Genomic DNA, 26,444 nt, shown 5'->3' with positions numbered 1-26,444 from the left:
TTTTTATTATCCATAAATTTCATGTATCCTTAATCGTTACATTATATCAGAGTTTTATTTCCAGTGATTTTCACCAACATGAATTTAATGTAATTTTAAGTTTATCCATTGTAAAAAGCCTGTAATTTTGATCACAGACTGGGTATTGTTTCATAAAATTGCTTGGTCAATTATATATTTTCCTGTTTATTGAAAAAGATGAGTGGAAGTGAAAAGGGCAACCCTTTTAATGCAGCAGCCCTTTGTCGTTTTGTTGCAGATGCTCATTTGCCTTCGATTGTTTATTTTGAAATAAATGCAGCTGAGCGCCGTAGCTTTCGATCCATTCTCGGACAATCCGTTCAGTCGTTTCTTGTCCTTTATACTTGCGGCCAGCCTTTGCATAAGTTGTTTCAAAATCACTCCAAAGGAGCTCTACCCATGTACGTGCTTCTTCATATGTGAGCATATTGTTTTTTTCCATTAGTTGTTCGGTTAATCGCTCAAAATATTGTTCCATACTGGTTCCTCCTTCATCTAGCAGAAAGTGCCTTTTTAAAAAAATCTCTTTTTTCATATACTACCCTTACGTCTTCAAAAGACGCAAATGATTTGTATTGTTTGGAGGGAATCAGTATGCGTAATAAAGCAAAGGGCTTTCCAAATCAAGTGAATCACAAGTTTGAAGGCGAACCAGGGGCCACAGATGCTTATGCGTCTAAAAGGCCGAACGGTGAGACGAATACACGTCCACAGGAACGTATGAGGGCATCAGGGAAACGCTAATTTTTCCAAAGGGAGTGCTTGAGATATGAGTTCAAATGGGAAATCGTATATGGAAGACTTTGTTCAATTAAGAACAACCGCTTACCCTCAACCATGGGCGAATGCTAAACATTCTGCCTCTCAGGTCAACGGAGAAACGCAGCAAACGCAGCACGACATCGTACTTCAGAACAACGTCCGTAAACAACGTTCGAAGTAAAGAAAAGGACTGATCTCTAACGATCAGTCCTTCAGATTGTTGACAAAGGGCTAAAATGAACTTTATTTTAGCCCTTTGTCTTCTTTTCAGCGTGATAGAAAACCTTTGCAGTCTAGGAAGGACGAGCACTGGAGCGGAGCGAATTTGTCATTCGTGAGCACCAGAGCGCAGGACTGACAAAGAATGCGAGGGTTTGTCTACACGCTGAAGGACTGATCTCTAGGGATCAGTCCTTTTGCGTAAGCATTGAAATCGGCAGGGCATCTTCTTTATTTGGCGCTGAAACTCTGTAGCCCCAAGCAAAAACACCATTTAAATACTCCACATAAAACTGCTCGTCTGTATCTTTGATGTGATAAGTCGTTTTGGTCTGAATAGCAGCTGGATCTAATAAATAGGCTTTCGCCATGTCAATTTTCCGCTCCAACACGGCATATTCATTCACAATGCCTAGCTGCTCAGCCTTTCTTGCTTTTTCAGAAAGAGCGGCAATCTCCTGCTTTAATTCGTATTCTGTCATTTCACTATAGCGTTTTTCCATCTGTCATTCCCCTTTGTCTAAAACGTGATCAATTGTATCAAGATCAAATCCTTTTCGGTAAAGGAATTGCTTCACTTTCATTTTTTTCTCAAATGATCCGTCATAACCTACCTTGCGTTTTGCCTTCTCAAGCATATAGTGAAGGGCTTCTTCTTCCTTTTCCTCTTCTTGTCCATCATAGGCTTCTTGAAGGGCTTTATCAATGATATCAAATGAAAATCCTTTTCGCTGAAGCTGCAATTTGATACGCTGTTCAATTTCTTTTGCGGACCGGTTTTTCTCTTTCTTAACCAGCTTTAGCACTTGTTTCACTGCTTCCTCTAGCTGCAAATCATTCGGATATTGCGATAGTGCTTGTTCGATGGTGTCATCGTCTATGCCTTTCAGCTTTAATTCTTTTTTTAGCACTGACGGGCCTTTGCTATTCGTTTTTCGGTGGGTGCTTACATACGCTTCTGCAAATTCAAGATCATTTACATACTTATAATGTTTTAATTTGTGTATAATTTCACTAATAGCAGGTGCTGGTATGTCTTTCTTCGTCAAATAATCGGTGACTTCTTTCACTGATCTCATCCGATACGATAAATAATCGACGGCCTGCTGAAATCCTTTTTTTACTGCATCACCGAATTGAATCTCTATGATATCGGCTTCGTCCAGCTCTTTTCCCTTTTTCAAATCATGCTGGACGAGCACATCTAGATCAACGCTAAAAGCGTACTTTTCATCAAGAAAGATGTTCACGCGTTCTGTATTGTTTTTCTGAGCAGAGATTTTCGTAATATAGGGCATCCTGTGATCACTCCTTTTTTCAAACAGTCAGGATGTTTCTTCTGATTCAAAATCGTGAAAGATATAGGTATGTATATGAGAGGAGAAGATGTCAATTGAATATCGCCATTACCGGAGGAACCGGGTTTATCGGCCAGCATGTCACAAAGGTGCTCGCAGCTGAAGGACATCATCTATATATTTTAACAAGAAATCCAAAGGAATCCGAACAAAATCATTTACATTACGTGCAGTGGCTGACAGATGGTGCTAAACCTGAACATGAATTGCCTGCGATTGATGTATGGATTAACCTTGCTGGAAAATCCATTTTCACACGCTGGACGGACAAAGCAAAAAAAGGCATTCTCTCCAGCCGTATTCAATCCACACAAGAAGTGAGACGCATTATAGAAGCGCAGGAATCGAAACCATCTGTGCTCATTCAAGCAAGTGCTGTCGGTATCTACGGCACTTCCAAGACAGAAGACTTTACGGAGGAGGCCCCTCCAGCCGATACAGACTTTTTAAGTCATACATCTAAACTTTGGGAAGCTGAAGGGCAAAAAATTGAGGCGCTCGGTATTCGCACGGTTTATACACGCTTTGGGGTAGTGCTAGGAGAAAAAGGCACACTTCCTCTTATGACCTTGCCATACAAGCTGTTTGCCGGTGGAACGATTGGCTCTGGCTCGCAATGGGTATCTTGGGTTCACGTGGAGGATGTAGCACATCTCATTGCGTATGCCATTCAACATGAACACATATCAGGTCCACTCAATGTCACGTCTCCAAATCCTGTTCAAATGAAGCAGCTGGGGCAAACCATTGCATCTGTCCTTCATCGCCCTCACTGGCTGAAGGTGCCGTCCTTTGTCATCAAAACCGCACTTGGCGACATGTCATTGCTTGTATTAGAAGGCCAACGTGCTCTGCCGAAAAAGGCACAGCTGTCTTCTTATGAATTTTTACACCCTGAGCTAAAAGAAGCGATTTTGCATTCAGAGGAATAAATTTTGTCAAAAACACCCATCCTATTAAAAATGAGATGAGGGGGCGATTTTGATGAAGAAAAAAGAACACCAGCCGACTTCAAAACTGAAGAAAACCCAGGAAGTTCTGTATCAGCAGGAATTCAAAAAAGCGGAAAGAGCAGCAGAAAAAAGAAACAAATAAAACGGATATTCCTCTTTTACAAGCACATAACTAAAGTGATCTTGTAAAGGAGGGAAAAGCTTTGAAAAAAGACCAACACAAAAAATCCAATCACCAGCTTGCGGCACAAGAGACAGATGGCGAATATGTTGAATTTTCCAAAGAACTTGCAGATCCGAATGACGTAAAAGCGATGGCACGTATGAAAGCAGCCGATCAGCGTGCAAAAAAACAATAAGTAAAAAAAAACAGACCCTATCAAAAGGTCTGTTTTTATTTGATTTCAGTTAGCAGGCTTGATGCCTTCTGACGTGACTTTTCCTCAGGCACCTCTTCTGGATAACCGATGTGAAGAATCGCGGCAAAGCGTTCGTTTTCCTTTAATCCCATATCCTGTTGAAACCCTTTGTCGTATAAAATACGGCCGCTCTTCCATACCATACCGATTCCTTGATCCCAAGCCAGCAGCTGGAAGTTTTGAATGAGCGCACTCACAGCGGCAAAATCATCATTTCTCACAACTGGATTTTCGTCTTCTTTTAGAACAACAAGTAAAAGTGCTGGTACTTTAGAAAAATAATCTCTGTACTGATTGATCTTTTCTTCTTTTGCGTCTGGATTGTTGCGTTTAAAGAAAGCAATAAACCGCTCAACAAATACCTCTTTTGCTTCATCCGTCACTGCATATAAAAAACGCCAAGGTTCCGTGATTTTATGATTGGGTGCATAGACTGCGTCCTCTAGTAATGGCTGAAGCTGTTCAATGCTCACCGGCGTTTCTTTGAATTTTCGAATCGATCGTCTATATCTGACAGCGTCTCGAACCGTTAACGCTTCTGTTTGTTGTTTTGTTTCTGGCATATATGTCATCCTTTCAATCAACCTTAATTGAAATTGATTCTCATTCACATTATAAACATGATCATGTGTTGTTTGCAAATAAGACCTCACCTCTCTGCTAAAAAGTTGTTTGACTTTTTCAAGTAATGTTACAATCATATTACGTTTTAAACAAATTTTGAGAAAAAAGCCAAGATGATGAAATGATTTCAGGTATTTCCACTTTGTCTCATACGGCTATTTTTTCAAAAAGCTTTCAACCCATGATTGGAAGGGAGGCTTCTGGATGGAATGAAAATCAATATTGGGCAAATCATCAAACTCTATCGTTATAAACAAAATATGACCCAATCGGAGTTGGCAGAAGGAATTTGTTCTGTCTCTCATTTAAGTAAAATTGAAAATGGCTCAAAAGAGGCCAATCAAGATACGATCAATCTTTTGCTTGAACGGCTTGGAATTAGTCAAGAAACGCTGTCGCAAAAGGCGCGTCACCTGCTGTCATTGCTCGATGAGTTTCAAATGAACATGTATTTCTATGCGCTCGATCAAGCAGAGCAAAATGCAGAAATGATCATTCATCACGAGGAACAGTTCTTTTCGCTAGATTTAGGGATTCAGTATCATTTGTCCTTATTTCAATTTTATTTATTAACAGAAAAACAGCAGCTTGCCTTAAAAACGCACCGCGTGCTTAAGAAGTTTGAAAAAACCTTTATTGACACAGAAAAAGAAACGTTTGAATATCTAGATGGCATCCACCAGATTAAAATCGGTCAGCTCGAAGAAGGATTGAAAAGACTTGAAAGCTGCTTTTCTTACGCTTCTGTTGAACAGAGCGACCTGTATTATCACTATGCAAAAGCACTTGGAGCCATGGGGCATCTCGGTGATGCGCTTGAGGCCACACATCAAGCAATGGATTTGTATAGACAAAAAAATAATTTCAAGCGGGTCATTCATTGTACACTCATTCATGGGGTCATCTCACTGGAATTAAAGGCCTTTCAAACAGCTAAAAGATATTTAAAAGAAGTGATTTTACACACATCGCTTCACCCTGATGCTTATATTAAGATGACAGCTTATTTTTATTACGGGGTTCTTTTAAAACGCCAAGGCGATTTCTCATCCGCTGTGCCTTATTTACTAGATTCACTCAATTATTTTAATCAAGAACAGATAGAAGATCGTTACTGTGAAACGCTCTATGAAATCGCGACATTGTATGCGGAATATGATCGCAAAAAGGCGCTTCCATATATACACGAGCTGCTCAAACAACCTCGTATTCAACCAAACTGTTTATATATGATTAAAATCTATAAATTGATGATTGAAGAGAATCCTCATGATTTGAAAACTTATTTAGTAGAAGCAGCGATTCCTTACTTTGAACACAATCAGCTCCACAATGAGTACTTGTTTGCTCTTAGAACCTTGCTTTCCTATGCGGCTTCTGAGCTTGATAAGCGTGCATATATGTCTTACACAACGAAGCTGCTTGATCACTTAGCATCATATATCCCGTATTACAAAAAAGCATGACCTTCTGCCGATCGAAGGTCATGCTTTTTCTATGATTAGATGGTCTTTTGTTGATCTGTATCGGGACGGGTGACTTGTTCGACAGAATGAATGTACCGTTTTCTCGCAAAATAATCGTAAGCATGCTGCCCAAAGCCAAGCCAAATGCTGAGTACAATGAATGGGACCGTTCCCCATAATGCAGGGATGTGACAAGCCATTCTCAGCCACGTATAGATCCCTGAGTTTTTTTGATTTTTCGCTAAGGAAATAGACACGATTCGTTTCTCTGCCTTCTCTTCACTAATTTTATTCAGTCTCAGCAGCTGTGAGTTTCTAAATGATTCAAAGTGAATTCGGTTTTTCCAATCGAGTGATTTCAACAGGTCAATCGCTTTTGCACATGAAGGACTTTGTCCGTCATAAAACACAAGCAGTCTGAGTGATTTGATGGAACGCTGTTCTCTTTTCTTTGATTCAGCGAGCTTCTTTTTTTCTTGATCGAGATAGATGATTTTTTTCATAAATTGATCGCCAGCCCTTTTCCTTCATTTATTTTTTTTAGTTCGTTCAAAGGAGATTACAACTAGATTACTATAGTTGCTGGGCCTCTTGTATTGGGAAAAAGCCATCCGACGTGCGTTATATGAGCCTTTAGATAAGGGCAAAATAGCTGATTTCATGGCATATATGAGGTTTTTCAACTAAAAGTGGTTGGGAAAATCGTGATGCTTTGCGGTTTTCTGCGGTATTTGATAGAATTCTGCGGTTTTTCTACATCTTTATGCGGTGTTTTGTAGGTAAAACGCAAAAACAAGATAAAAAAAGACTACTTCCCATTGCGGCGAAGTAGTCTTTTGGTTTATATTTTTGCCAAAACTTCTACTATTTCTTTCTCAATATCTTTCCATAAGTAACGATCTGTCGTATAGTGATGTGCGGCTTCTTTCGCAAACACTTTAAATGCTTCCTCAAAATCGGGTGCATCTTTATCCGGCTTTTTCTCGTCGACAAAGCGCTGAGCTTCTGCTGAGCGAGGTCCCCATTTCCCCACTTCTTTCCCGTCCTGATCAATGATGACGATAATCGGAATCGATCTTGCGGTCCCGTTCGTTAAATACTGATCCATCAGGTCTAGGTGCTCGTCCCGAATGAAATAGCGCGCATCAATCAGTGCTTCATTTGCAATACGCATGAAAATAGGTACATTGACCATCGCATCACCGCACCAATCTGCCGTGATCACAAGCGCTCTGAGCTTTTTCTTTTGAAGTTTTTGAAGCAGCTCTTTTTCCTTTTGATGAATTGCGTACTGGTTGTACACCGTGAGTAAGTTTTCACGGTTTTTCTCCATGTTGTGTACATATGTACGTTCAGCTAATCCCTTTGTAAACCATTCATTTAGTGTCATGTGAACATCCCCCTTACCCTTCAACTTTACCACTTTTGCTATTCTTTTGTCTAAAAAAACCTTCACCTAGTGAAAGGTAAAGGTTCTTTGGACTTATGGACGCCGTTTTCGATTTGGGTCCATTCCTATCAGCTTAGTGACGAGCACCATTGTGACAGGAAGTGATGTATTCTTTTTATACGCTAAATATTTTCCGCGCCATTCTGGTTTATATTTCTGTTTAAATGACCGTAAGCCGCTGAAACTATACATATATCTGACGTTATTGAAGATGACACTCGCCAAACGTTCTGTCAGAAAGGACTGGTGGAACGTGCCTACATTCGATAATGGCGCCATTCCCATGTTAAAGGATGTGTAGCCTTTTTCTTTCGCCCATTGAAACAGGTGGATAAAGAGTGCATCCATCATCCCGTTCGGTGCATCATGCATATGACGCATGAGGTCGATGGATATCTCTCCTTTTTGATACATCGGCATTAAGGACACAAAAGATATGATCTGCCCTTGTTCATCCTTTAAAATCGCAATCGGTGCTTTTTGAATGTAGTCTTCATGGAAATAGCCTAATGAAAATCCTTTTTCTTTTTTCTTGCCCAGCCAGCTGTCAGAGATTTGTTTTAAGGTTGAGATCAATTCCTCTGAAAAGGGCGGCTCCAGCATTTCAAACGTATAGCCTTCTCGTTCAAATTTATTTGCGACAGCCCGTAAGTTTGATTTTTTCTTTCCTGACAAAGAGAACGTTTCTAAATTGACCATCGCTTCTTCCCCAAGCTTAAAGAAGTGAAAACCTAGGTCATGATAAAGCGCCATTCCTTCACGTTCTACTTGATAAAAAGCGACACGATAGCCTGCTTTTTCTGTCTGCTCCAAAAATTCTTCCAGTACAAGCGGATAAGAGGCTCTACGCCCAGAAGGATCTCCAAGCACAATTACGCAACGGCCAATCCGGCCAAACTGAAGCATCGCCTCTCCATCACTTGAGAAAAACAATTTTTTGTCTCCCAAAAAACCTAGATGACTAAGAGCATTTCCTCCCTTTTCTTCGAGAAAAGTTTTTAATTTTTCTTCATCGGCTTCTTCACCGATTGGAACTGCTTTTTTATTAAAAATCAATTTGCTAATGAAAAAGAAAAGAGGGACGCCAATTAAAGCAATCATACTGGTCATCGTGATATGCCGTTCATTATGAACCAAATAGTCCTTGCTTAGAAAATGACCAATTTTCATCCAAATGAAGTTTCCAATGACATTATAGTTAAACAACACGAGTAAATATCCGGCGGCGGCGGCCACAAACTGATTCAAAGAATAAGGCGCCTGCTGCTTCACAAATTGATTTCGAAGCGAGAAAAATACCACCATGATGACCGGCAATATAAAGATCAAACTCAGGTTAAACCCTTTTAGTAAAGTAAACACAAAGCCGCCTGCTAGGGCAATCATTGTCAATAGGTAAGACCGTTTCGTTCTTTTATACACTTCAATGGACAAAATCATTAAAATGATCCCGAACATTAAAGAAAGACCATTAAATCCTGATAACAAAAAGCGTGGAATGGTTGTGATCACACCTAAACGATCAACAGGAAGCACAACGGAAGCCATAATGAGCAAACCGCTTCCAAACGTTAAAATGGACAAAGATCCGTACAATAAACGGATGAGTAGAGCTCGGTGCAAAACAATTAAGACGTTTGTTGTTTCAATAGCAGGCGCCATTCTCGGATTGCCTTCAAGACGCCTGAGTGTTGTTCCAGTTAAATCGTATGCCGCTAGACAAAGTCCAAGAATAAACGGGAAAATGGAGTAAACGAAGCGGTACAATACAAGCGCTGTCAGTACCATCTCTTTATCAAACCCAATGTATTGCATACTGAGTAAAAAGATCAGATCAAACGAACCAAATCCGCCCGGAACCATACTGATTAAACCGCCGATTGACGCAATCGCAAAGACGCCTAATACAATACGGACATCAACGTTCATCCCCATAGAGACAACAGCCATGTACATGACAAGACCAGCTGCCAGCCACTCTAAAAACGATGCACCAATATAAGCATAGATCGGGTGCTTTAGTCCGTTTTCACCGCTCTCAATCGAGCTTTTTCGAATGGACGCCATGATGATGTAAATGGGCACAATACAAGCAAAAATAATGACAAATGCCCATAACCACGGCTCCTGACTAATAATACTTTCAACAGGCAGGACCCTAACTAAAATCAAATCACTGAAAATAGATAAGCCCAGCAGAACAGAGGATGTTAAAAGGGCAATGCCTTTCAGCAGTTTTTTCGTATCTGTTATGTATTCCTTGTATAGAAGCGTTCTAAGCCCTGCTCCTGATAAACCACCGAAACCAAGCACACTATTAAAGGAGTTGGCGATCCAAGAAATTCGGATCGTTTTCCAGCCGCTGATAGGCATATTAAGGCTTTTTCTTAAAATAAAATCATATAAGGACATGGATAAAACAGCGACAAGTCCAAGAAAGACAAGAATAAACAAGTCCATTCGATTCAAGCTGTCAATAATATAAAACGTCTTTTTAATGGAAAGGCCGCTCAGCTCCTGCTTGGCGACAAAAATTAAGACAAGGATGATCACGATCGGAAAGAGCATTTTTAAGATCGTCATACCCGTTTTTTTGTTCCACATGTTTTTCCCAACTTTCTAAGTTGCTTCATTAATTTCAACTGACCATTATTATACAACAAATACCACTTAATTCATGCAGTTTAACATTCAAAAGCTTCATGATACTTTCAATTAGAAGTAAAAATCAGTAATATAAAGAAAAGAGTCGCTTAAAGGAAGTGAACAAGCGTGGAATATAATATTCATGACACCACCGTACTAAAAGAGGAAATCCTATCTCCTGAGGAAAAAAAGACATGGGTGCTGTATATGAAAGTGCTCACTGCTGCAGGACTTGGAGATGTTTCTGAATGGATGAAGCTGGATATGAGTATGCCTCAAATGAAGGTGCTTATGCTGCTCAATAACCATGGCTCTCTTAAGGTGTCCGAAATTGCTGAAAAAATGGGGGCTTCTTTGTCCAATATGACAGGGCTGCTTGATCGGTTAGAACAATCGAACTTTGTGGAACGAAAGCATTCTGAGCGTGACCGTCGAATCATTGTCGTAGAATTGACAGAGGAAGCGAAAAATATTTTCAGAAGTATTTATCAAAAAGGGCATGAAAAAATTAAAAATTCCCTGCAACGGCTCAATGACGAAGAAAAAGAAAAAGTCAATGAAGGTCTAGCTATTTTAGAAAAAGCACTTCGTCCCGAACGTGGATAAAAAAGAAAAAAAGACGGTCACTTGAGGTCCGTCTTTTTTAATTCTTCTTTTCCTTGTTTATCTGGGGTGAAAAGATATTGACGAATGACTTCTCGGTCATCCCACAGGAGATAACCTAAACCGATAATGAGAAAAATGATGCTGATCCACGTACCGCCTGGGAGTATATCTTCCAGTTCCTCGATCGTTCTTTCTCCGCCTACATTTCCACCATAACGAATCTCAAACAAAACGAATTTTGCTATATAAAACAATGCCGCCGTGCAGATAAACATAGCGCCGACAATTCTTCTACTAGACATGTGTTGACTCCTTTACTTCCACTGATTTCTTTTGATTAATTCCGTGATATGGGCGAGATGATGCTGTGAATGCCAGACGTACATTCCTGTTGCATCATATAAGGACACCGTTTGTTGATCAGCTGGATGGTAATATGCAGCGTTGAAATCTTCCTCTGTCATCTCGCGAAGTAATGTGACCCACCTGCGATGCAGACTGCTGATTAACGGCAGTGATAGACTGATAGGCGCCTTGCTGTCAGGAAGTGAAGCAAATGCTTCTTGATCATATGGACGTATGTGCGGTGTTTCTTCTGTCAGCGCAAGTTTAAATCGCAAGTAGGCGTTCAGATGGCTGTCCGCTACGTGGTGAATGAGCTGACGAACGGTCCATCCTCCTGGCCGATATGGGGTATCCAGCTGATCATTTGTCAATGGGACAACTGCCTCTTCATACTTTTGAGGAATGAGTGCCAGCTCATCAATCCATGCCTCCAGCTGCTTTTTCGTTTGTTGGTCCACCGGTTCATATAAGCCAATCGGATATTGTAATGATGTCATCTGCTGCCCCTCCTTAAAATCCTTCTAGAACAAATTTACCTATCATCTTCCCTTGCTCAAGTGTTTGATGTGCCTGCTTCAAATTGGCGGCATTGATGGGGCTGAGCACCTTTGTTAATGTGTGTTTTAACTTCTTCTCTTCAAATAATGTACTCGCTTCTTTTAAAAGCTCGTGCTGCTTCATCATATCCGAGGTTTTGTACATCGGCCGTGTGAACATGAATTCCCATACAAATGCAGCACTTTTATTTTTGAGTAATTGAATGTCTAAATGGTGCTGATTTTCAACAATGGTACAGATCGTCCCTTGAGGTTTAATCGCTTCTGCCATCCCTTTGAAATGGCCATCTGTATCATTTAAGCATAAAATGTAATCCACTTCGCCAATCCCTTTTTCCCGAAGCTGCGCTAAGAGCGGCTGGTGATGGTCAATGATATGATCAGCCCCTAATGAGAGACACCATTCATTTGTTTCAGGTCTTGATGCAGTGGCGATTACAGTCGCCTTTGCTAATTTGGCGAGTTGAATGGCGATGGAGCCCACTCCGCCTGCACCACCGATGATCAGCAAGGTCGAGCCTTCTGCATTCCGCTTCATATGCATTCGGTCAAATAGCGCTTCATATGCCGTAATTGTTGTAAGAGGCATGGCAGCTGCTTCGGCAAAAGAGAGATTTGCAGGCTTTTTCGCCACAATTCTCTCATCCACAAGCTGGTATTCACTATTTGAGCCTTGTCGCGTGATATCTCCTGCGTAATAGACGTGGTCACCCGGCTGAAACAACGTACACGCTTCGCCTACTTCCACCACCGTACCGCTTGCATCGTAGCCAAGAATTTTCAGTTCTTCTTCCTTCTGATTCTTCGGTGACCTCACCTTTGTATCCACTGGATTCACCGACACAGCCTCTACCTTCACCAAAATATCCCTGCCAGCTGCTTTGGGCTTTGCCACCTCCTGATCGATCAAGCTTTGTTCATGCTCAATTGGCAAATACTCAAATAATCCAACTGCTTTCACTCGCTCGCACTCCCTTTCTCCATGCTTCTTTTCCACATTTTATCATACATTTCTGATGCTGATGGATCAGTCAGCAAGCGATTGCACATTTAGGAGTTCTTCAAAGCCCTTCGTTCCCTCACGATGTAAGAAGGACGAGCCTTTTGTAAAGAGAGGACATAGGTGAACCAGCCGCTCGATTTAAAAAAGTACTGAACATAATAAAACTGAATGTGCTGCAAGAAAACGACGATGAACAGAAAAATTGTGAATGATAGCGTCACAATGTCTCCCTGCATCCATCCACTAATCAATAACATCACAAAACCGAGCATCATGAGCTGTTCGAGCCTCTGCACGATCTGAACAACGAGATGTCCCCGTTTGGTTAGGTCACCTGATTGACGCTTTCGAATGTTTCTTGATTTATAAAACCATACGATACTTGTCACTAGATGATGAATGATAAAAAGAGCGATCATGACCATAAGTAAAGGAGTTGATTCAAAAAGGTCTTTTATAATGAATGGGATCACCAAAAAATAAAATGCGGTAAATGCGTGTCTACCTGATAAGAGAAATAGTTGTTTTTCTATGTATCGCTGCATGTGTCTCACCTCTATATGTAGTACGTCTCATTTGTCATAAGGTTCCTTCTGCCTATCAAAAAAGGATGCCCTGAAAAAGGCATCCTTCATGAATCAAGCTTAAAATGCAGCACTCAGTACGACAGGGCCTTGCGGAAGCTTGTTATCCTTTTTTGGTTCAAGGGTGACAGCCACAGTATCCCATGATTCGTTTGCTTCTTTTTCAGATAATGCATAGGTGACGGTGCCCTCCCCTTTGCTATCTGTTTTAAAGGCACCGGCCGGAACGGGCTGATCTCCTTTAATGAGCCATACTTGATAAACAGCTGATGAATCAAGCTGGTCTTTTAATCCGCCCGCACTCACTACAAGCTCTTTTTTGCCGTGATGCTCAATCACTGAAAAAGCACCCGTTGTTTTTGCCGATTCTGCAGATGCCAGTGATTTTGTCGCAACAACTTTGACAGGTTGTTCTGCTTGATCTGTTCCATTTGTTAAGAAATACACGTTCCCAGCTGCAGAAATGAGAAGTAGTGCGGCAATGAGAGGCAAAAGCCATTGATTTTTCTTCTTCATTGGCAGTTTCATCTCATTTGCATCACGAACTATTTTGAGATCTTGAGGCGGGTTCGATTTTGCAGCGATTGTTGTCTCTCGTATCTCTTCTTCAAATACTCTTGATAAAATGCGGTCTTTCATCCCTGCCGGAGGCGTTTCGTCCTCTGCTAGAAACGGAATATCAGACATGAGCGATGTCAGTTCTTCAAGCTCTTCTTTGCAATCCGAGCAATGTTTGATGTGTTCTTCAAATTGCGTCTTTTCTTCTCCTTGTAAATGCCCGTTAAAGTAATCAATGACTTGATGTTTACACTGAGTCATGCCTCTTCCTCCTTTCCTCCGCGAGACAGTTTCGTTCGTAAATGCTTCAATGACAATCGAACTCTTCCCTTCACCGTTCCAATAGGGATGCCTAGTTTTTCCGCAATGCTCTTTTGTGTCATTCCTTTAAAATAGACATCTTCGATGATGGTTTGCTGTTCTTTCGACAATGTTAATACTGCTTCACGTATGATTTGTTTTTCTTCGTTCCATTCTACTTCTTTTGACACATCTTCTTGATGATCTGCCAAGTATTCAATATGCTCATCTTCAAGAGCTGTTTCATTTCGGTGTTTCCTTAATAGATCGATTGCCGTGTTTCGTGACATCATAAATAACCATGAGGAAAATTTCCCTTTATCTGTATTGTATTCTCCTATGCCGCGCCAAAGCTTGATAAAGACTTCTTGAAGCACTTCCTCCGCCAGCTCACGGTTTCCAGTCATTTTATAAATAAACGAATATAACACACGTTCATAGCGATCGTACAATAATTCAAGCGAGGGCTTATGTCGATCATGTTTGATCTTGTGATACAGCTCAAAATCCTTCAGTGTGTCCATGGTCATCTCCTTCCTTTTTCATGAGAAAGAGCATTATGCATTCATCATGAAATCTTCACGTATGGCTCATCACTCAAATTGCTGAGATAAGCCTCCTTTGTACTTTACTCTTTTTTCAAGGAGAAAAAAAGAGCGCTGAAAAAGGAAATGTGTTCCTCATGAGAATGTACTTACTCAACGGATGGATTGACCATTTGGATCACTCGCCTCAAGGAAAGTCAAGCATCCATGTGTTTCATTCACTGTTCAGTTGATTTTAGCAAACTCTCATTAGTCTCTCAATTTACATCAGGTAGAACGCACCCTTTCATCATGTCATAATAGAACGAAACAGGAGAACTGGAGTGTCCGAAAATGATTGTAACGATTGTTCTTTTTTTATTAGCTGGTCTGGCTGAAATAGGTGGCGGTTATCTTGTCTGGCTGTGGCTGCGTGAAGCAAAACCCGTCAGCTACGGAATCGCAGGTAGCCTCATCTTGGTCGCTTACGGCGTCATCCCTACATTCCAGCAGTTCCCGACCTTTGGGCGGGTTTATGCGGCCTATGGCGGTGTTTTTGTCGTTCTCGCTGTGTTTTGGGGCTGGTGGGTCGATCGCAAAACCCCTGATTTCTATGACTGGATGGGTGCTTTGATCTGTTTAGCTGGTGTCAGTGTGATGTTATTTGCCCCCCGCAGTTAATGGTCGGATGATGATCACACGCTAAAAAGCCGGCAATATGCCGGCTTCAGATTGTTGACAAAGGGCTAAAATGAACTTTATTTTAGCCCTTTGTCTTCTTTTCAGCGTGATAGAAAACCTTTGCAGCCCTAGGAAGGACGAGCATCGGCGCGGAGCGAATTTGACATTCGTGAGCACCGAAGCGCAGGACTGACACCGAATGCGAGGGTTTGTCTACACGCCGAGCCGGCAATATGCCGGCTTTTCCTCTTTTACATTCTAAATTGTGTTTCATACAAACGCCGGTACATCCCGTCCATTTCCAGCAGGTCTTCATGCCTGCCTTGCTCCTTGATGCCCTCTTTTGTTAAAACCACAATCCGATCAGCATGCTGGATGGTCGCTAGGCGATGCGCAATAATAAACGTGGTTCGTCCTTCAGATAGTTCTTCAAGTGAGCCCTGAATAAAGGATTCTGTCTCCGTATCCAGAGAAGATGTGGCTTCATCTAAAATAAAAATTGGCGGATTTTTAAGGAAAATACGTGCAATGGAGATACGCTGTTTTTGTCCGCCAGATAACATCATTCCGCGTTCACCGATGATCGTATCAAGCCCATTTGCCAAGCTATTTACAAGATCCTTCAGTTGGGCTTTCTCCACTGCCTGCCACACTTCTTCATCAGATGCATCGAGTTTTCCGTATAAAATGTTTTCTCGGATGGTCCCATGGAATAAATAAATATCTTGCTGGACGACACCAATTTGTCTCCGCAGCGAAGGCAGTGTCATCTTTCTTGTCTCTATGCCATCAATTGTAATGGTACCCTCCTGCCATTCGTAAAAACGTGGCAGCAAACTGCAAAGCGTCGATTTCCCAGCACCAGAGGAACCTACGACCGCAATGGTCTCTCCTTGTTTCACCTCAAGATTGATGTCATGAAGAACCGGTTTGTCTGATTCATATTGAAAAGACACATGCTCAAAAACGATATCCCCATTTAACTGATCAACTTCAATGGCATCATCCGCATCCTTTTCATCTGGCGATTGATCGATGAGTGATGCAAATCGTTTAAAGCCCGCTGCACCTTTTGGATACATTTCAATGACTGCATTGATTTGTTGAATGGGTCCTAAGAAGATGCCTATTAATAGTACAAATGACACAAATTCCCCATACGTCATATTTTTTTGCAGCACAAACCATGCGCCGCATACAAGGCCAAACACTGTCACACTCTTAATAAGAAAATGACTGACAGCGGTATGCACAGCCATCATTTGATATGTGGTTAGCTTTGTCTTTCTAAATTGCTCGTTATGTTCAATAAATCGGTCCATTTCATGTGATTCATTTCCGAATGCTTTCACAACCCGTATGCCACTAATATTGTTTTCCACACGTGAATGGAATTGACCAATACTCGAGAACATTTTATCAAAAGCAGCAGACATTTTTTTCGTAAAGTAGACGGATAATCCGATCAAGAATGGAACGACAATAAATGTGAGAACTGCCAGCTGCCAATTAATCGACAGCATCAAGCCAAAGGCACCCGTGAGTGTCATGATCGCGATAAATAAATCCTCCGGGCCATGATGCGCAATTTCACCAATATCCATTAAATCATTTGTCATACGAGACACGAGTTTTCCCGTTTTCTTTTTGTCAAAGAAGCGAAAGGACATTCTTTGCACATGAGAAAATAGCTGATTCCTCATATCTGTTTCTATATTAATGCCTAATTTGTGCCCAAAATAGGTCACGACATAATGCATCGTAGAACTGATCACGTATAAAACGAGGAGCAGAATGCCCCAAAACCAAATGGCATCCCAATCACCATTTGGCAGCAAATCGTCCATCACTTTACTGATGGCAAGGGGAAAGGATAATTCGAGTAAGGCTGCCAGTACCGCACAGGAAAAATCTAATATAAACAGCCCCATATATGGTTTGTAGTATGAGAAGAAACGCTTTAACAATTGACAGACCTCCTACCGATCAGACATTTCTGTCAATATGTCAGCAAACTCTTCCGCTTGATTGGCTACTGCAATCGGATCGTAAGGCCAGAAGAACTCTGTATCCATTTGATAGGTCTGCTCTTTTTTGACAGATTCTAGACTCTTCCAAATAGAATTGTTTTTATCAAATGTTCCGCCGTTGCTTTCATCAATGAAAATGTAATCTCCTGCATATTCAGGAAGGGTTTCATAAGAAATGACTTCATACCCTGTCTTACTTTTTAAAATCGTATCTCTGACCTGTTTTGGCGGGTTTACTTGTAATTGCTGATATAATGCCTGCCCGCCTCGATAAATTCCGTTACCATATACATAGACATCATTTTTAAAAGCGCCCATGATCGAGACCGTTTCATTCTCTTTTAAAGCAGACTTCACTTTTTTCCTAGCAGCCTCGATTCGTTGATCGAAGGCGGTGAGGAATGCTTTTCCTTCCTCTTCTTTATTTAAAATTTTTGCCAGCGTCGTTAATTCTTCATGTGCATCTTTGAAAGAACCGTAAGGATACACGATGGTAGGCGCTATTTTTTTGTACACATCATAGACTTTTTCATCCTGTACTGCTGTGATAATCAGATCAGGCTTTAAGCTAAGTGCTTTTTCAGCTGAACGCTCGTCACTGATGTCCTCTATTCCTTTTATCTTGTCCTTTAAGTGTACGTTCTTTAAATCCTGCGTGGTCGATCCCACAGGCTGAACGTCAAGTGCAATCACACTCCCTAAATATCCATCTACGAGAATTCGTTTAGGTTCAGCTGGAATCTCTATCTTTCCTTTCACTGTTTCAACCGTTTTCGTTTCTTGCTTTGATTCTGCTGTTTTGGCTTGTTCTTTATTGCCACAAGCCGTCAATATCATTAGAAGAATGACAGCACATATCCAATACGTCTTTTTCATCTCCATATTCCTCCTTCATTTTCGCCACTTCAAATGAGAATAGTTATCAATTACTAGTCTCATGTATTCTATCAACCTCATCTGTCGTGGTCTATGGAGGATTCTCGCAACTTACATATGGACAATTGTTGGATAGGCTGGCTGTGTCAATTGAGAGACAAACCGGTCCATCAAAAGAAGTGCACGCTCTCCTTCATCAAATCGAAACTCCTCCAGTTTTACTGGATAAAAGGTACCATTTTTCACAGCCGATAATTGACGAAGAACATCACTTTCTTCCATTCGCTTGTCCATTTGCTTATACCACCCATATTGGTCAGAGACAATAAAAAACATATGATCCGCCTCGTATTCTCCAAGTCTCTCTAAAGGAATGACTGTATGTTGATTAGGAAGAAGAACTTCTTCTAAAATGGCTTTTGGAGGTTTTAAGCCAAGCGTTTCGTAAAGATAGAAGGCCCCTCTTGCCTCATAGGACCACATATACACTTTGTCATGTCCTCTCATTTCATAGATTGCAACGGTCTCGCCTTTTTCTCTAAAGGAAGACAGGGTGTTTCTTGCCTGTTGACTATGCTGTTCAAATCGCTTCACCCAATCGTTTGCCTCATTTTCTCTTCCTAAAAGGCGTCCTATAGACAGTACCTTTGGTACAGCATGATGACCGGCGTATGGCAGAACAAGAACTGGTGCGATTTGCTCCAACCGCTTGATCAATGCAGGTTTTGAATAATAATAGTTAGGGACGATGATGACATCTAATTGAAGTGATTTAAAGACGTCATCAGGCGTATGTTCATTTATGACGAGCGAACCGGCCAGTTGTTCTTTCAGTATATCTGAATGGAGATAGGTTTCTTCGTCAATACAAACAGGCTCAATGCCTATTGCAACCAATGACCCGACAAATTGAAAAGCAGCAATCCGCTCTGGTCTTCGGTTCATTCGAAACTGACTGGGCGTTCTCCCTGTTTTTTGACGGAACTTCCTGCTGAAATATAAACTGTCTGCATACCCGACTTGCCGTGCTATGATTTGAATTTGATCGTCTGTTTGTAAAAGACGTTTTTTGGCTTCGTCTATTCGAATTTGTGCAATGTATTCTGTCACACTCATCCCCATACTTTGTTTGAAAAAGGTAGAAAAGTAACTCTCATGAAACCCCATCTTATGAGCTAAGTCTTTTCTTGTTAGTTTTTGATCATAATGCTCAGCCATATACTGCAAGATCATGTTAATCGAATAATGCACTTTTTCGTTGTATGGCTTGGATTGTTTACGGAAAATGAACATGATTTCTTCCAGCCATTTCGCCTGTTCTTGTATGATTTGGCTCGTCTGTATTTGTTTGATGTAAGAAAAAAGGACGGCAGAGCCTTTCACCACTTCCCCGTTATCAGGGAGATTATCGTGATTCACCTTATAGACCAATTCATTTTGTGCATCTTGTGCTAGAGTGAATTGGTCAAATGTGACAGTATAGATTACCACTTGCTCGCTGGATAAAGATTGAACCATGACATCTATTCCTGAGCGGATCAACACACTGTCTTTGGCGTTTAGCTCATATCGAATTCCTTCCATGTCAAGTCTTACCGCACCGTCCGTAGTCAAGAACATCAGTGAAGATGTTTGCCATGAGTCCGTTTGTTTCACAGAAAGAGATCGTTTACTGCTTTCTTTCATGCGAAGAATTGTATGAGTATAGGCGGTCATTTCCTCTTTCTCCTTCCATATAAAAAAGTGCTAAAATAAACCATTTTAGCACTTCAATGTCTGACTGAATGGTGATTATCGCGCTCCAGCCGTTTGTAATTCTTTGTTTTTCTCTTTAAAGCGTTCATTATGTGAAGACACGTACGCTACTTTTTCTGCTTCTGGTTCGATGTATAGCTTTGCGCTATTGAGTGCATTGACTCCATCAACAAACGTACCGGCAATTAAACGCACTTTACTTTTATGTGTGCATAAGTCGCCAACTGCATAGACGCCAGGTAAATTGGTTTCCATCTTTTCATTGACCTCGATGAGTCCCCACTCACCTTGCTTGAGTCCCCATTCTGATAGAACACTTAAATCACCTTTCATGCCATGGTTGACGATGACAGCATCGGTTTCGATTCGTTCGATGTCGCCTGTTTCTAAGTGCTGAATGGTGACGGCTTCAATTTTGTCACCTTGACCATGAAGCTCTGTGAGTTCATGCGGTGTGAGAATGCGAGCACTAGATGCTTTCATGTTGGCGACGTTTTTTTCATGTCCACCAAACATATCACGACGATGCACAACGGTCACACTTTCAGCAATTGGAACGAGGGCATTTGCCCAATCAACAGCTGAATCTCCGCCTCCAGAGATGACCACCCGCTTCCCTGCAAACGTCTTTAGTTCCTGCACGGTGTAATAAAGGTTTGTTACCTCATAACGGTCTGCATGCTCGATTTCAAGTTTTCGCTGAACTGGAATTCCGTGACCCATGGCTAAGATGAGGGTCTTTGTCAAATGACGATCGCCATTTTCAGCCGTCAGCAGGATATGACCATTCTCATCCCGCTCGAATTGCGTGATTTTTTGATTCAACGCAATCTCTGGTTCAAATGTTTTCGCCTGCGTTTCTAGCTGCTGAATCAGCTGTTCACCTCTTGTTGGCGGCAAACCGCCCACATCCCAAATAACCTTTTCAGGATAGAGGAGGATTTTTCCGCCAAGGCTTTCGTTATACTCCAGTACCTTCGTCTTTAAATCCCGCATCCCACTATAAAAGGCGGTGTACATTCCTGCTGGACCGCCGCCAATAATGGTGACGTCAAACAATTCAAGCTGATCTGTCATTTGAGTCCCTCCGTTTTTTCATCGATTGATCTATTTATAAGTGATATTGATTCTCATTATCATATGTACCTATTGTAGTCTACTCTGGTGAAGGGAATCAATAGCTTTCTGCAAAAAAAGAACAGGACGAGCGCTTTCTCGTCCTGTCATCCATCACACAATCGTTAATCCAAGGTCCTTTAATTCCAGCGAAACAAGCCTTGCAATCGCATCTGCTCCTTCTTTTGTAAAGTGCGTGCGATCCTCTATGCCTGTTGACAGCATAAAGTAAGAAGTCGTTTTCTCTATGCCGGAAATTTGATAAAACTGAAGGCTTGCCGTATTTAAATCTACAAGAAGGACTTCTTCTTCATCAGCTAGTTCTTTCATTGCGGCACAGTAATCAGGGAAATCATTGATATATTCTCCGTCTTTTTCATGAAAGCGGCCGACTGGCGTTAATAAAAGCGGTGTAGCTCCTTTCGCTCTTGCTCCGTGAATATATTGAGACAAATAACTTTTATACGTTGTGAAAGGATCTGTATGCCGTTCGGGCTTCTCCGTTGAAGCATCATTGTGCCCCATTTGTGTAAACAGCCAGTCCCCAGGCTGAATGTCAGCCAATATTTTATCAAGCCGTCCTTCTTCAATGAATGTTTTTGAGCTTCTTCCACCGATTGCGCGGTTGTCGACGCTCACACCCTGCGCTGTGTAGCGATGTAAAAACTCTCCCCACCCTCCTTGAACAGGACGATCTGGGTAAGATGAAACGGTTGAATCGCCAGCTAAATAGATGGTTGTCATGTTCATACGCCTCCTTTTTCATTGAGCCACTCTAATAAGCGATGCGGACATCCAAGTGGCTGCTGAAAAGATATGAAACAATCAGCATCGCTACTTCATTCATTCTCTTTTTAATGATCAAAACCCTGCTTACCGGTAGATGTGAATACGTTAAATATGCGGCGGAAGTTCTACTTTTGTCTCAACGGCTTGCTTTAACGCCTGAAGCATATAGCCAATTCCTTTATATGGAGCCAGCGGATAAATCGCTGTCTGATGAGGAAGTAATAACGGATCGATCACCTTTCGATATTTCTTTCCACCTAGTATCACTAATTCATCATATGCAGTGAGATGTTTTTCATGAAATTGCTGACTTAGTGCTTCTCTTGTTATCTGATCAGTATGCGGTGTACCAAAAGCCACATCATAATTTTCATGAATAATATCATCTGCCTTTAAGAATCCATGCTTCGCTGAAATGATTAGGTAGTCTGAAAAGAACGTTCGGGCATAGCTTTTCGTACGCTGATGCAGCGGACTTAAATAAACGAGGTTCGCCGGCTGGCTCCCTGCCTCTGGATGGACGTCCCATATTTTCTTCGCCCCACATGGAATGATACAAACTCGCTTCACTTGATTTTCTCCTTCCTTCGTTGATACATCCGATACAACATACAACCTAGCGCTGTGCCAAGTGTATTTAAGAGAATATCATCAATATCGCTGCTTCTTGTAATCATACCAGATTGCGAGAATATCCATTGAAGCACTTCAATTATTGTTGACAAGAAAAAGCCAGCAAGAATTGCCTTTTGCAAGCGCAAGGTTCGGAATGCTTGATAAAGAAAAAAACCAAGTGGCACAAATAACAAAATGTTCCCTGCCAAATTTAAAAAAACAAGATTGGGATAGCCATGATGATAGGCATGGAGATTTTGATAAATGGACTGCAAAGGCATGAGGTTGACACTCACCTGATCCCTTGGTGCGGAAAAACGATTAGGAAAGACCGTCAAATATAATAAAACATTTGTATACATAAACAGACAGGCAAGAACGATTTCAGTTCGTAAATAGATAAATCGTTTTTGTTTTTTCGCCTGTCTGTATCTCATATGTAAATAGAGCGGGACGAGCAAGAGAAAATAAGTCATGGAAAACATCGCACTGAATGTCATACGGAGAGCTGCCCCTTTCTCACATCATGCTTGACCATATTTACAGCTTATTCAGGCCTGCCCGCATCTATTCATCACTTATTCTCCTATTCAATGACGAGAAACCCATATTGACAAATCGTCATTTTTCCGCTAAACTGACTGACATTCAGTCATTTAAGGTCGGTGATGATGTGTCGAAACGAGATAAGATTATGCTTGCTGCGATTGATGCCTTTAAAGAGAAGGGAATTGAAAAGACGACCATATCGGATATTGTGAAAACAGCAGGAGTAGCGCAAGGAACTTTTTATTTATATTTTCCTTCAAAGCTGTCTGTCATGCCTGCCATCGCTGAACATCTGATTGCACAGATGGTGCCTGCGATCGAAAAGGAATTAACTCAGCATGCAGATGTCCTCGATCAAGCAGATGCGCTTGTTGAATTCATTTTCGCTTTTACAAGACAATACCGTGATGTCCTTGCCCTGACCTACTCAGGTTTAGCTGCCACCGAGCATTTAAAGGAATGGGAAGATATTTATGAACCGATTTACAAATGGGTCGCTGCTTTTTTAGAAAAGGCAAAGCAGGACAAAAGAGTCCGTGCGAATCTGAACTGTCAATATGCAGCCAAATTCATTATCGGTTTACTTGAATCGTCTGCTGAGCAAATGTACTTATTTACAGAAACAGATACAGAAGAGGTTCTGATTCAAAAGCGAGAGGTGAAGCAATTTCTCCTTTACGCACTCGGCATAGAGACACCTTAACTTAGTACAGCACTTGCTGTACGCTCTTTTTTGGCTTCAAAATGACGAATCGTCAGTTTTCAGTTTTAGGAGGAAATACAATGAAAAAAAGCTGGATGTATGTTGCACTCACATGTTTATTTGAATTACTTTGGGTGTTTGGTTTAAATAGAGCTGATGCTGTGTGGGAGTGGGCGATCATTATCTGCCTGATCCCGGTTGATTTTTATTTTTTAATGAAAGCTTGCGAGAAGCTGCCGACTGGGACTGTGTACGCCGTGTTTGCCGGAGTTGGAACGATTGGTACGTCTTTGATGGATTATGCGCTGTTCGGCGGTTCGTTTTCATTAGAAAAGCTTTTATTTATGGGCATTTTAATTCTCGGAATTATTGGACTGAAAGTGTCTGATGGAGATGCACATGAGCAGAAAGGAGAAGCGGTATAAATGGGCTGGTTTTTTGTACTGTTGGCCTCTGCCTGCGAAATTGGCGGAACCATTGGTCTCAATATGTTCAGTAAGAAAAAGCAACTCACGACAGGCATTTTATTTGTCGGCGGATTTGCCTTATCCTTTTTGTTTTTGTACGCCTCGTTCTCTTCCGTTCAAGTCTCCGTTGCCTATACGGTTTGGATTGGACTTGGAACAGCGGGTTCTGTCTTGTTTAATATGATTCTATTTAAAGAGCCGAAAAACATGATTCGTATCCTCAGCTTGCTGCTGATTGTGATTGGCGTCGTTGGGCTGAAGTTGTTTGCGTAATAGAAAAAGCAATGGAATAGATTATCCATTGCTTTTTAAGTTAATTTTTATACTTTTCTTGGTACGCTTTATATTGTTTTTCGTATTTTTGCAACTTTTCCCCATCGACTTTTGAATTTAATTTCGGTTTCCGCTTTCCAATTACCATTACATCTTTATCTACAATAGGACTTGATAAAAAGATGTATGGTGCAAAACGATCACACTTCGTATTTGGAAGAGTTACGGATAATCTAGCGTATTCTTCTGTCGGAAATTGGTTTGAAATGTCAAGTTCCTTGAGTCCCTCTAATGCCGATATTGGCTCTAAAGACTCGTCCTTCACTTTTATATTTGATAAGCACAGATATTTTAAATTCTTAAGATATCTTAAAGGTTGAAGAGTATTTAAATTTAATGTATTCCAAATCCCGCCTGACAATTGCAACCATTCTAAACCAGTGTTTTTTTGCAAAGGGGCTATGTCATTCAACTTTGAAAAATCTGTTATGGATAAAGATTTTAAAAAAGTGTTTTTTGATAGATCCCATAAACTTTGTGCCTTTGTATTCCATTCAAGTGCCAATACCTCAACATCTTGAAGAGAACTGATGATTGATAAATCTTCTACTCTCAGTTCACGCATATAGAGCATTTTGGGATTAACTAAGCTCAAGATCGTATTGAATTCCTTTTGGCTCACTTTGTAAATCCACAATTTCGTGAGGTTAGAAAAAGAGTTCAACCTTTCAATATTTTTTGTTTTTCCTGTGATTAACAACTCGGTGGCATTTTCATCTACATCGGCTAAATCATGAACAACTTCTGGTTGGGCATCATGACGAAAAATATATTCAGGGTCTTCTTTGAGCATTCTTTTACCTCCACACCTACGAATGATGGATATCTAAATGAATTTTATCAGAAGTTTGGAGTCAAAACATTATTCTTTCCGATATTTCTGCCGAAGAAATAGGGGAAGGGATAAAAACTAGATGATCTTCTTTGGTCCGTTTAACCACAATCCGCCGATGATTACGTCTATTTTCAATCCATTTTATAAAATCTTTATCATCTAAAATATGGAGCAACAACATATCAACGACTTCGCTTTCACTATACTCCATATATTCTGCACAGGTCTTGACGATAGCTCGTACTCTTTCATATAAACAAATAAAAGAACTCCAATTCATATACGAATTAGAGTCCTCATTATATGACTAATACAATTTTCCCACCTTAAAACCGTACCCGTTAATCAAAGACCTTCCTTTTTTATTTCTTGTTTAATGTGGATCATGCTGCTCAAGCAAGAGATCCATTGTGTAAATCGATTCGCCTTTTTCATCCAATAAAAAGTACACAATCAAAGGCTCTCCAAAGGACTCTGTCTGCTGCGTGAACAAAACACAGGTGAATTTTTCAATACCTATCGGAATCTTTCTTCTTAATAAAGGATGAAGAATAGGCGAAGTCCGAATTGTATCTATATCCACATCCCAACGTTCGTTTTTTAAAGTGGGGTAATGCTCTACTAACAGTTGGTGTAACATGTCGGTCGTGAACGCTGCTTTTCCAGCATACCCATCATCTATTATGTTGGTGTTATACATCCGACGGTTGCTTATCCTTTGAAGCATTGATTCGTATTCCTTTTAAGACAAATCGTTTCTGGCCATCAAGAGTACAAGTGATCAATGTCAGTTCATTTTTCCCGCGATCCTTTAGTACATCAACATCCGTCGGTTCAATCGTAGCTGAGCTGACAATTTTATATTCGTATGTTTCAGCTTGATGATGTAAGACGACTTTTTCTCCTTTAGGCACCTCTGGCAGCTGCCGGAAAAGCCGGTCGCCTCTATACCCTCTATGGCCTGCAATCGTGAAATTTCCTTCACCTGGCATTTGATGAGATTTGATTTGAGTCAGTGCAATCCCTAAATTTTCTTTTGTTGTAACAGGAAGCACTTTTTCGTTTAAATCAATTGACGGGATCTCAAGCTCCATCGTATCTCGCAGGTCTTCTTCTGACACAGTTAAATGTGGAATAGAAGAAAGGGCATCACTGTCATTTTCTTCAATCATTTTCAATGCCTGTTCCATGGCTGCTGTCTCCTGAGAAGTTCGCCACTCATATAGAAAAGGAACGGAGATGAGCATTAGTCCCGCGACCACCAAAAAGCTGCCTAATAAGGTTCTTTTTTTCATCAATA

General features: G+C 41.0%; 34 protein-coding genes. 11 read left to right on the top strand and 23 right to left on the bottom strand.

Annotation, left to right across the window (positions count from 1 at the left end):
• Positions 1 to 226 precede the first annotated feature (226 nt).
• Positions 227 to 499 (bottom strand): YfhJ family protein, encoded by a 273-nt coding sequence (locus NST24_RS04280; RefSeq protein WP_017366871.1) that lies wholly within the window; start codon positions 497 to 499, stop codon positions 227 to 229.
• 116 nt (positions 500 to 615) lie between these two features.
• On the opposite strand from NST24_RS04280, the gene NST24_RS04275 reads away from it, so the two are divergent.
• Together NST24_RS04275 and NST24_RS04270 are read left to right on the top strand one after the other, a co-directional pair.
• The gene (locus tag NST24_RS04275; RefSeq protein ID WP_003217849.1) at positions 616 to 765 is read left to right on the top strand and encodes a small, acid-soluble spore protein K; all 150 of its coding nucleotides are present in this window, start codon (positions 616 to 618) and stop codon (positions 763 to 765) included.
• A gap of 25 nt (positions 766 to 790) precedes the next feature.
• Positions 791 to 964 carry a YpzG family protein gene (locus NST24_RS04270; RefSeq protein WP_003217811.1) on the top strand — a complete coding sequence of 58 codons (174 nt, stop codon included), beginning with the start codon at positions 791 to 793 and terminating at the stop codon, positions 962 to 964.
• Between the two features lie 226 nt (positions 965 to 1,190).
• Here the strand turns inward: NST24_RS04270 and NST24_RS04265 are convergent, their stop codons facing one another.
• Both NST24_RS04265 and recX read right to left on the bottom strand, forming a co-directional pair.
• The gene (locus NST24_RS04265; protein WP_008341991.1) at positions 1,191 to 1,505 is read right to left on the bottom strand and encodes a YfhH family protein; all 315 of its coding nucleotides are present in this window, start codon (positions 1,503 to 1,505) and stop codon (positions 1,191 to 1,193) included.
• A 3-nt stretch (positions 1,506 to 1,508) separates the two neighbouring features.
• Entirely contained in the window at positions 1,509 to 2,300 is a 792-nt protein-coding gene (gene recX / locus NST24_RS04260) for a recombination regulator RecX (protein WP_017358838.1), read from the bottom strand.
• Positions 2,301 to 2,395: 95 nt separating this feature from the next.
• Between recX and NST24_RS04255 the strand changes: the two genes are divergently transcribed.
• The 3 genes from NST24_RS04255 (at position 2,396) to NST24_RS04245 (ending at position 3,672) form a co-directional block, all read left to right on the top strand.
• Complete coding sequence (locus tag NST24_RS04255) at positions 2,396 to 3,292, top strand: TIGR01777 family oxidoreductase (RefSeq protein WP_342462379.1); 897 nt, start codon at positions 2,396 to 2,398, stop codon at positions 3,290 to 3,292.
• Between the two features lie 52 nt (positions 3,293 to 3,344).
• Entirely contained in the window at positions 3,345 to 3,455 is a 111-nt protein-coding gene (locus NST24_RS04250) for a YfhE family protein (RefSeq protein ID WP_017358836.1), read from the top strand.
• Positions 3,456 to 3,516: 61 nt separating this feature from the next.
• Complete coding sequence (locus NST24_RS04245) at positions 3,517 to 3,672, top strand: YfhD family protein (protein WP_008341997.1); 156 nt, start codon at positions 3,517 to 3,519, stop codon at positions 3,670 to 3,672.
• A 35-nt stretch (positions 3,673 to 3,707) separates the two neighbouring features.
• On the opposite strand, the gene NST24_RS04240 is transcribed toward NST24_RS04245, so the two are convergent.
• On the bottom strand, positions 3,708 to 4,295 hold the full coding sequence (locus NST24_RS04240) for a nitroreductase (RefSeq protein WP_024720283.1): 588 nt from the start codon (positions 4,293 to 4,295) through the stop codon (positions 3,708 to 3,710).
• A 270-nt stretch (positions 4,296 to 4,565) separates the two neighbouring features.
• On the opposite strand from NST24_RS04240, the gene NST24_RS04235 reads away from it, so the two are divergent.
• On the top strand, positions 4,566 to 5,822 hold the full coding sequence (locus tag NST24_RS04235; protein WP_008341668.1) for a transcriptional regulator: 1,257 nt from the start codon (positions 4,566 to 4,568) through the stop codon (positions 5,820 to 5,822).
• A gap of 35 nt (positions 5,823 to 5,857) precedes the next feature.
• On the opposite strand, the gene NST24_RS04230 is transcribed toward NST24_RS04235, so the two are convergent.
• The 3 genes from NST24_RS04230 to mprF form a co-directional block, all read right to left on the bottom strand.
• Positions 5,858 to 6,325, bottom strand: coding sequence for a DUF393 domain-containing protein (locus NST24_RS04230; protein ID WP_024720282.1), 468 nt, complete (start codon positions 6,323 to 6,325; stop codon positions 5,858 to 5,860).
• Between the two features lie 338 nt (positions 6,326 to 6,663).
• The gene (locus NST24_RS04225) at positions 6,664 to 7,212 is read right to left on the bottom strand and encodes a thioredoxin family protein (RefSeq protein ID WP_008341670.1); all 549 of its coding nucleotides are present in this window, start codon (positions 7,210 to 7,212) and stop codon (positions 6,664 to 6,666) included.
• A 93-nt stretch (positions 7,213 to 7,305) separates the two neighbouring features.
• Complete coding sequence (mprF, locus tag NST24_RS04220; RefSeq protein ID WP_342462378.1) at positions 7,306 to 9,876, bottom strand: bifunctional lysylphosphatidylglycerol flippase/synthetase MprF; 2,571 nt, start codon at positions 9,874 to 9,876, stop codon at positions 7,306 to 7,308.
• Between the two features lie 168 nt (positions 9,877 to 10,044).
• Between mprF and NST24_RS04215 the strand changes: the two genes are divergently transcribed.
• Positions 10,045 to 10,524, top strand: coding sequence for a MarR family transcriptional regulator (locus NST24_RS04215; RefSeq protein WP_008341672.1), 480 nt, complete (start codon positions 10,045 to 10,047; stop codon positions 10,522 to 10,524).
• Positions 10,525 to 10,541: 17 nt separating this feature from the next.
• Here NST24_RS04215 and NST24_RS04210 read toward each other — a convergent pair whose 3' ends face one another.
• The 6 genes from NST24_RS04210 to NST24_RS04185 form a co-directional block, all read right to left on the bottom strand.
• Positions 10,542 to 10,826 carry a hypothetical protein gene (locus tag NST24_RS04210; protein ID WP_041506577.1) on the bottom strand — a complete coding sequence of 95 codons (285 nt, stop codon included), beginning with the start codon at positions 10,824 to 10,826 and terminating at the stop codon, positions 10,542 to 10,544.
• Positions 10,827 to 10,838: 12 nt separating this feature from the next.
• Positions 10,839 to 11,366 (bottom strand): YfiT family bacillithiol transferase, encoded by a 528-nt coding sequence (locus tag NST24_RS04205; protein ID WP_041506578.1) that lies wholly within the window; start codon positions 11,364 to 11,366, stop codon positions 10,839 to 10,841.
• 13 nt (positions 11,367 to 11,379) lie between these two features.
• Entirely contained in the window at positions 11,380 to 12,387 is a 1,008-nt protein-coding gene (locus NST24_RS04200) for a zinc-binding alcohol dehydrogenase family protein (protein ID WP_342462377.1), read from the bottom strand.
• Between the two features lie 89 nt (positions 12,388 to 12,476).
• Complete coding sequence (locus tag NST24_RS04195; RefSeq protein WP_342462376.1) at positions 12,477 to 12,974, bottom strand: hypothetical protein; 498 nt, start codon at positions 12,972 to 12,974, stop codon at positions 12,477 to 12,479.
• 99 nt (positions 12,975 to 13,073) lie between these two features.
• Positions 13,074 to 13,832, bottom strand: coding sequence for an anti-sigma factor (locus NST24_RS04190; RefSeq protein ID WP_342462375.1), 759 nt, complete (start codon positions 13,830 to 13,832; stop codon positions 13,074 to 13,076).
• Positions 13,829 to 14,395, bottom strand: a complete 567-nt coding sequence (locus NST24_RS04185) for a sigma-70 family RNA polymerase sigma factor (protein ID WP_342462374.1) — start codon at positions 14,393 to 14,395, stop codon at positions 13,829 to 13,831. The genes NST24_RS04190 and NST24_RS04185 overlap by 4 nt, the downstream gene beginning before the upstream one ends.
• Positions 14,396 to 14,749: 354 nt before the next feature.
• Here NST24_RS04185 and NST24_RS04180 point away from each other — a divergent pair, with 354 nt between their 5' ends.
• Positions 14,750 to 15,076, top strand: coding sequence for a YnfA family protein (locus tag NST24_RS04180; protein WP_017358827.1), 327 nt, complete (start codon positions 14,750 to 14,752; stop codon positions 15,074 to 15,076).
• A 251-nt stretch (positions 15,077 to 15,327) separates the two neighbouring features.
• Here the strand turns inward: NST24_RS04180 and NST24_RS04175 are convergent, their stop codons facing one another.
• The 7 genes from NST24_RS04175 to NST24_RS04145 all read right to left on the bottom strand — a co-directional run bounded on the left by NST24_RS04175 (position 15,328) and on the right by NST24_RS04145 (position 22,757).
• Positions 15,328 to 17,043: an ABC transporter ATP-binding protein gene (locus NST24_RS04175; protein ID WP_342462373.1), complete on the bottom strand. Its 1,716-nt coding sequence runs from the start codon at positions 17,041 to 17,043 to the stop codon at positions 15,328 to 15,330.
• 12 nt (positions 17,044 to 17,055) lie between these two features.
• Entirely contained in the window at positions 17,056 to 17,982 is a 927-nt protein-coding gene (locus NST24_RS04170; RefSeq protein WP_024720274.1) for an ABC transporter substrate-binding protein, read from the bottom strand.
• A 111-nt stretch (positions 17,983 to 18,093) separates the two neighbouring features.
• Positions 18,094 to 19,698 carry an AraC family transcriptional regulator gene (locus NST24_RS04165; RefSeq protein WP_342462372.1) on the bottom strand — a complete coding sequence of 535 codons (1,605 nt, stop codon included), beginning with the start codon at positions 19,696 to 19,698 and terminating at the stop codon, positions 18,094 to 18,096.
• 75 nt (positions 19,699 to 19,773) lie between these two features.
• Positions 19,774 to 20,814: an NAD(P)/FAD-dependent oxidoreductase gene (locus NST24_RS04160; RefSeq protein ID WP_024720272.1), complete on the bottom strand. Its 1,041-nt coding sequence runs from the start codon at positions 20,812 to 20,814 to the stop codon at positions 19,774 to 19,776.
• A 153-nt stretch (positions 20,815 to 20,967) separates the two neighbouring features.
• A complete protein-coding gene (locus NST24_RS04155) occupies positions 20,968 to 21,597 on the bottom strand; it encodes a rhamnogalacturonan acetylesterase (protein ID WP_039167979.1) in 630 nt (209 codons plus the stop codon).
• 150 nt (positions 21,598 to 21,747) lie between these two features.
• Positions 21,748 to 22,212, bottom strand: a complete 465-nt coding sequence (locus NST24_RS04150; RefSeq protein WP_025206957.1) for a DUF6884 domain-containing protein — start codon at positions 22,210 to 22,212, stop codon at positions 21,748 to 21,750.
• Positions 22,209 to 22,757, bottom strand: coding sequence for a VanZ family protein (locus NST24_RS04145; RefSeq protein ID WP_256689105.1), 549 nt, complete (start codon positions 22,755 to 22,757; stop codon positions 22,209 to 22,211). The genes NST24_RS04150 and NST24_RS04145 overlap by 4 nt, the downstream gene beginning before the upstream one ends.
• Positions 22,758 to 22,930: 173 nt before the next feature.
• Here NST24_RS04145 and NST24_RS04140 point away from each other — a divergent pair, with 173 nt between their 5' ends.
• From NST24_RS04140 to NST24_RS04130, 3 genes are all read left to right on the top strand, one after another.
• Positions 22,931 to 23,509 (top strand): TetR family transcriptional regulator, encoded by a 579-nt coding sequence (locus NST24_RS04140; protein WP_342462625.1) that lies wholly within the window; start codon positions 22,931 to 22,933, stop codon positions 23,507 to 23,509.
• Between the two features lie 80 nt (positions 23,510 to 23,589).
• A complete protein-coding gene (locus tag NST24_RS04135) occupies positions 23,590 to 23,934 on the top strand; it encodes an SMR family transporter (RefSeq protein ID WP_003217798.1) in 345 nt (114 codons plus the stop codon).
• Positions 23,935 to 24,249, top strand: coding sequence for a multidrug efflux SMR transporter (locus NST24_RS04130; RefSeq protein ID WP_007496650.1), 315 nt, complete (start codon positions 23,935 to 23,937; stop codon positions 24,247 to 24,249).
• A 40-nt stretch (positions 24,250 to 24,289) separates the two neighbouring features.
• Here the strand turns inward: NST24_RS04130 and NST24_RS04125 are convergent, their stop codons facing one another.
• The 3 genes from NST24_RS04125 to NST24_RS04115 form a co-directional block, all read right to left on the bottom strand.
• The gene (locus NST24_RS04125) at positions 24,290 to 25,102 is read right to left on the bottom strand and encodes a leucine-rich repeat domain-containing protein (RefSeq protein ID WP_342462371.1); all 813 of its coding nucleotides are present in this window, start codon (positions 25,100 to 25,102) and stop codon (positions 24,290 to 24,292) included.
• Between the two features lie 415 nt (positions 25,103 to 25,517).
• A complete protein-coding gene (locus NST24_RS04120) occupies positions 25,518 to 25,844 on the bottom strand; it encodes a hypothetical protein (RefSeq protein WP_216895769.1) in 327 nt (108 codons plus the stop codon).
• Complete coding sequence (locus tag NST24_RS04115) at positions 25,837 to 26,439, bottom strand: class D sortase (protein ID WP_041506702.1); 603 nt, start codon at positions 26,437 to 26,439, stop codon at positions 25,837 to 25,839. The genes NST24_RS04120 and NST24_RS04115 overlap by 8 nt, the downstream gene beginning before the upstream one ends.
• Positions 26,440 to 26,444 lie beyond the last annotated feature (5 nt).

The organism is Bacillus sp. FSL R5-0286, from assembly GCF_038593245.1.
GTDB lineage: Bacteria > Bacillota > Bacilli > Bacillales > Bacillaceae > Bacillus > Bacillus altitudinis.
This window is presented reverse-complemented; position numbering and strand designations above follow the sequence as displayed.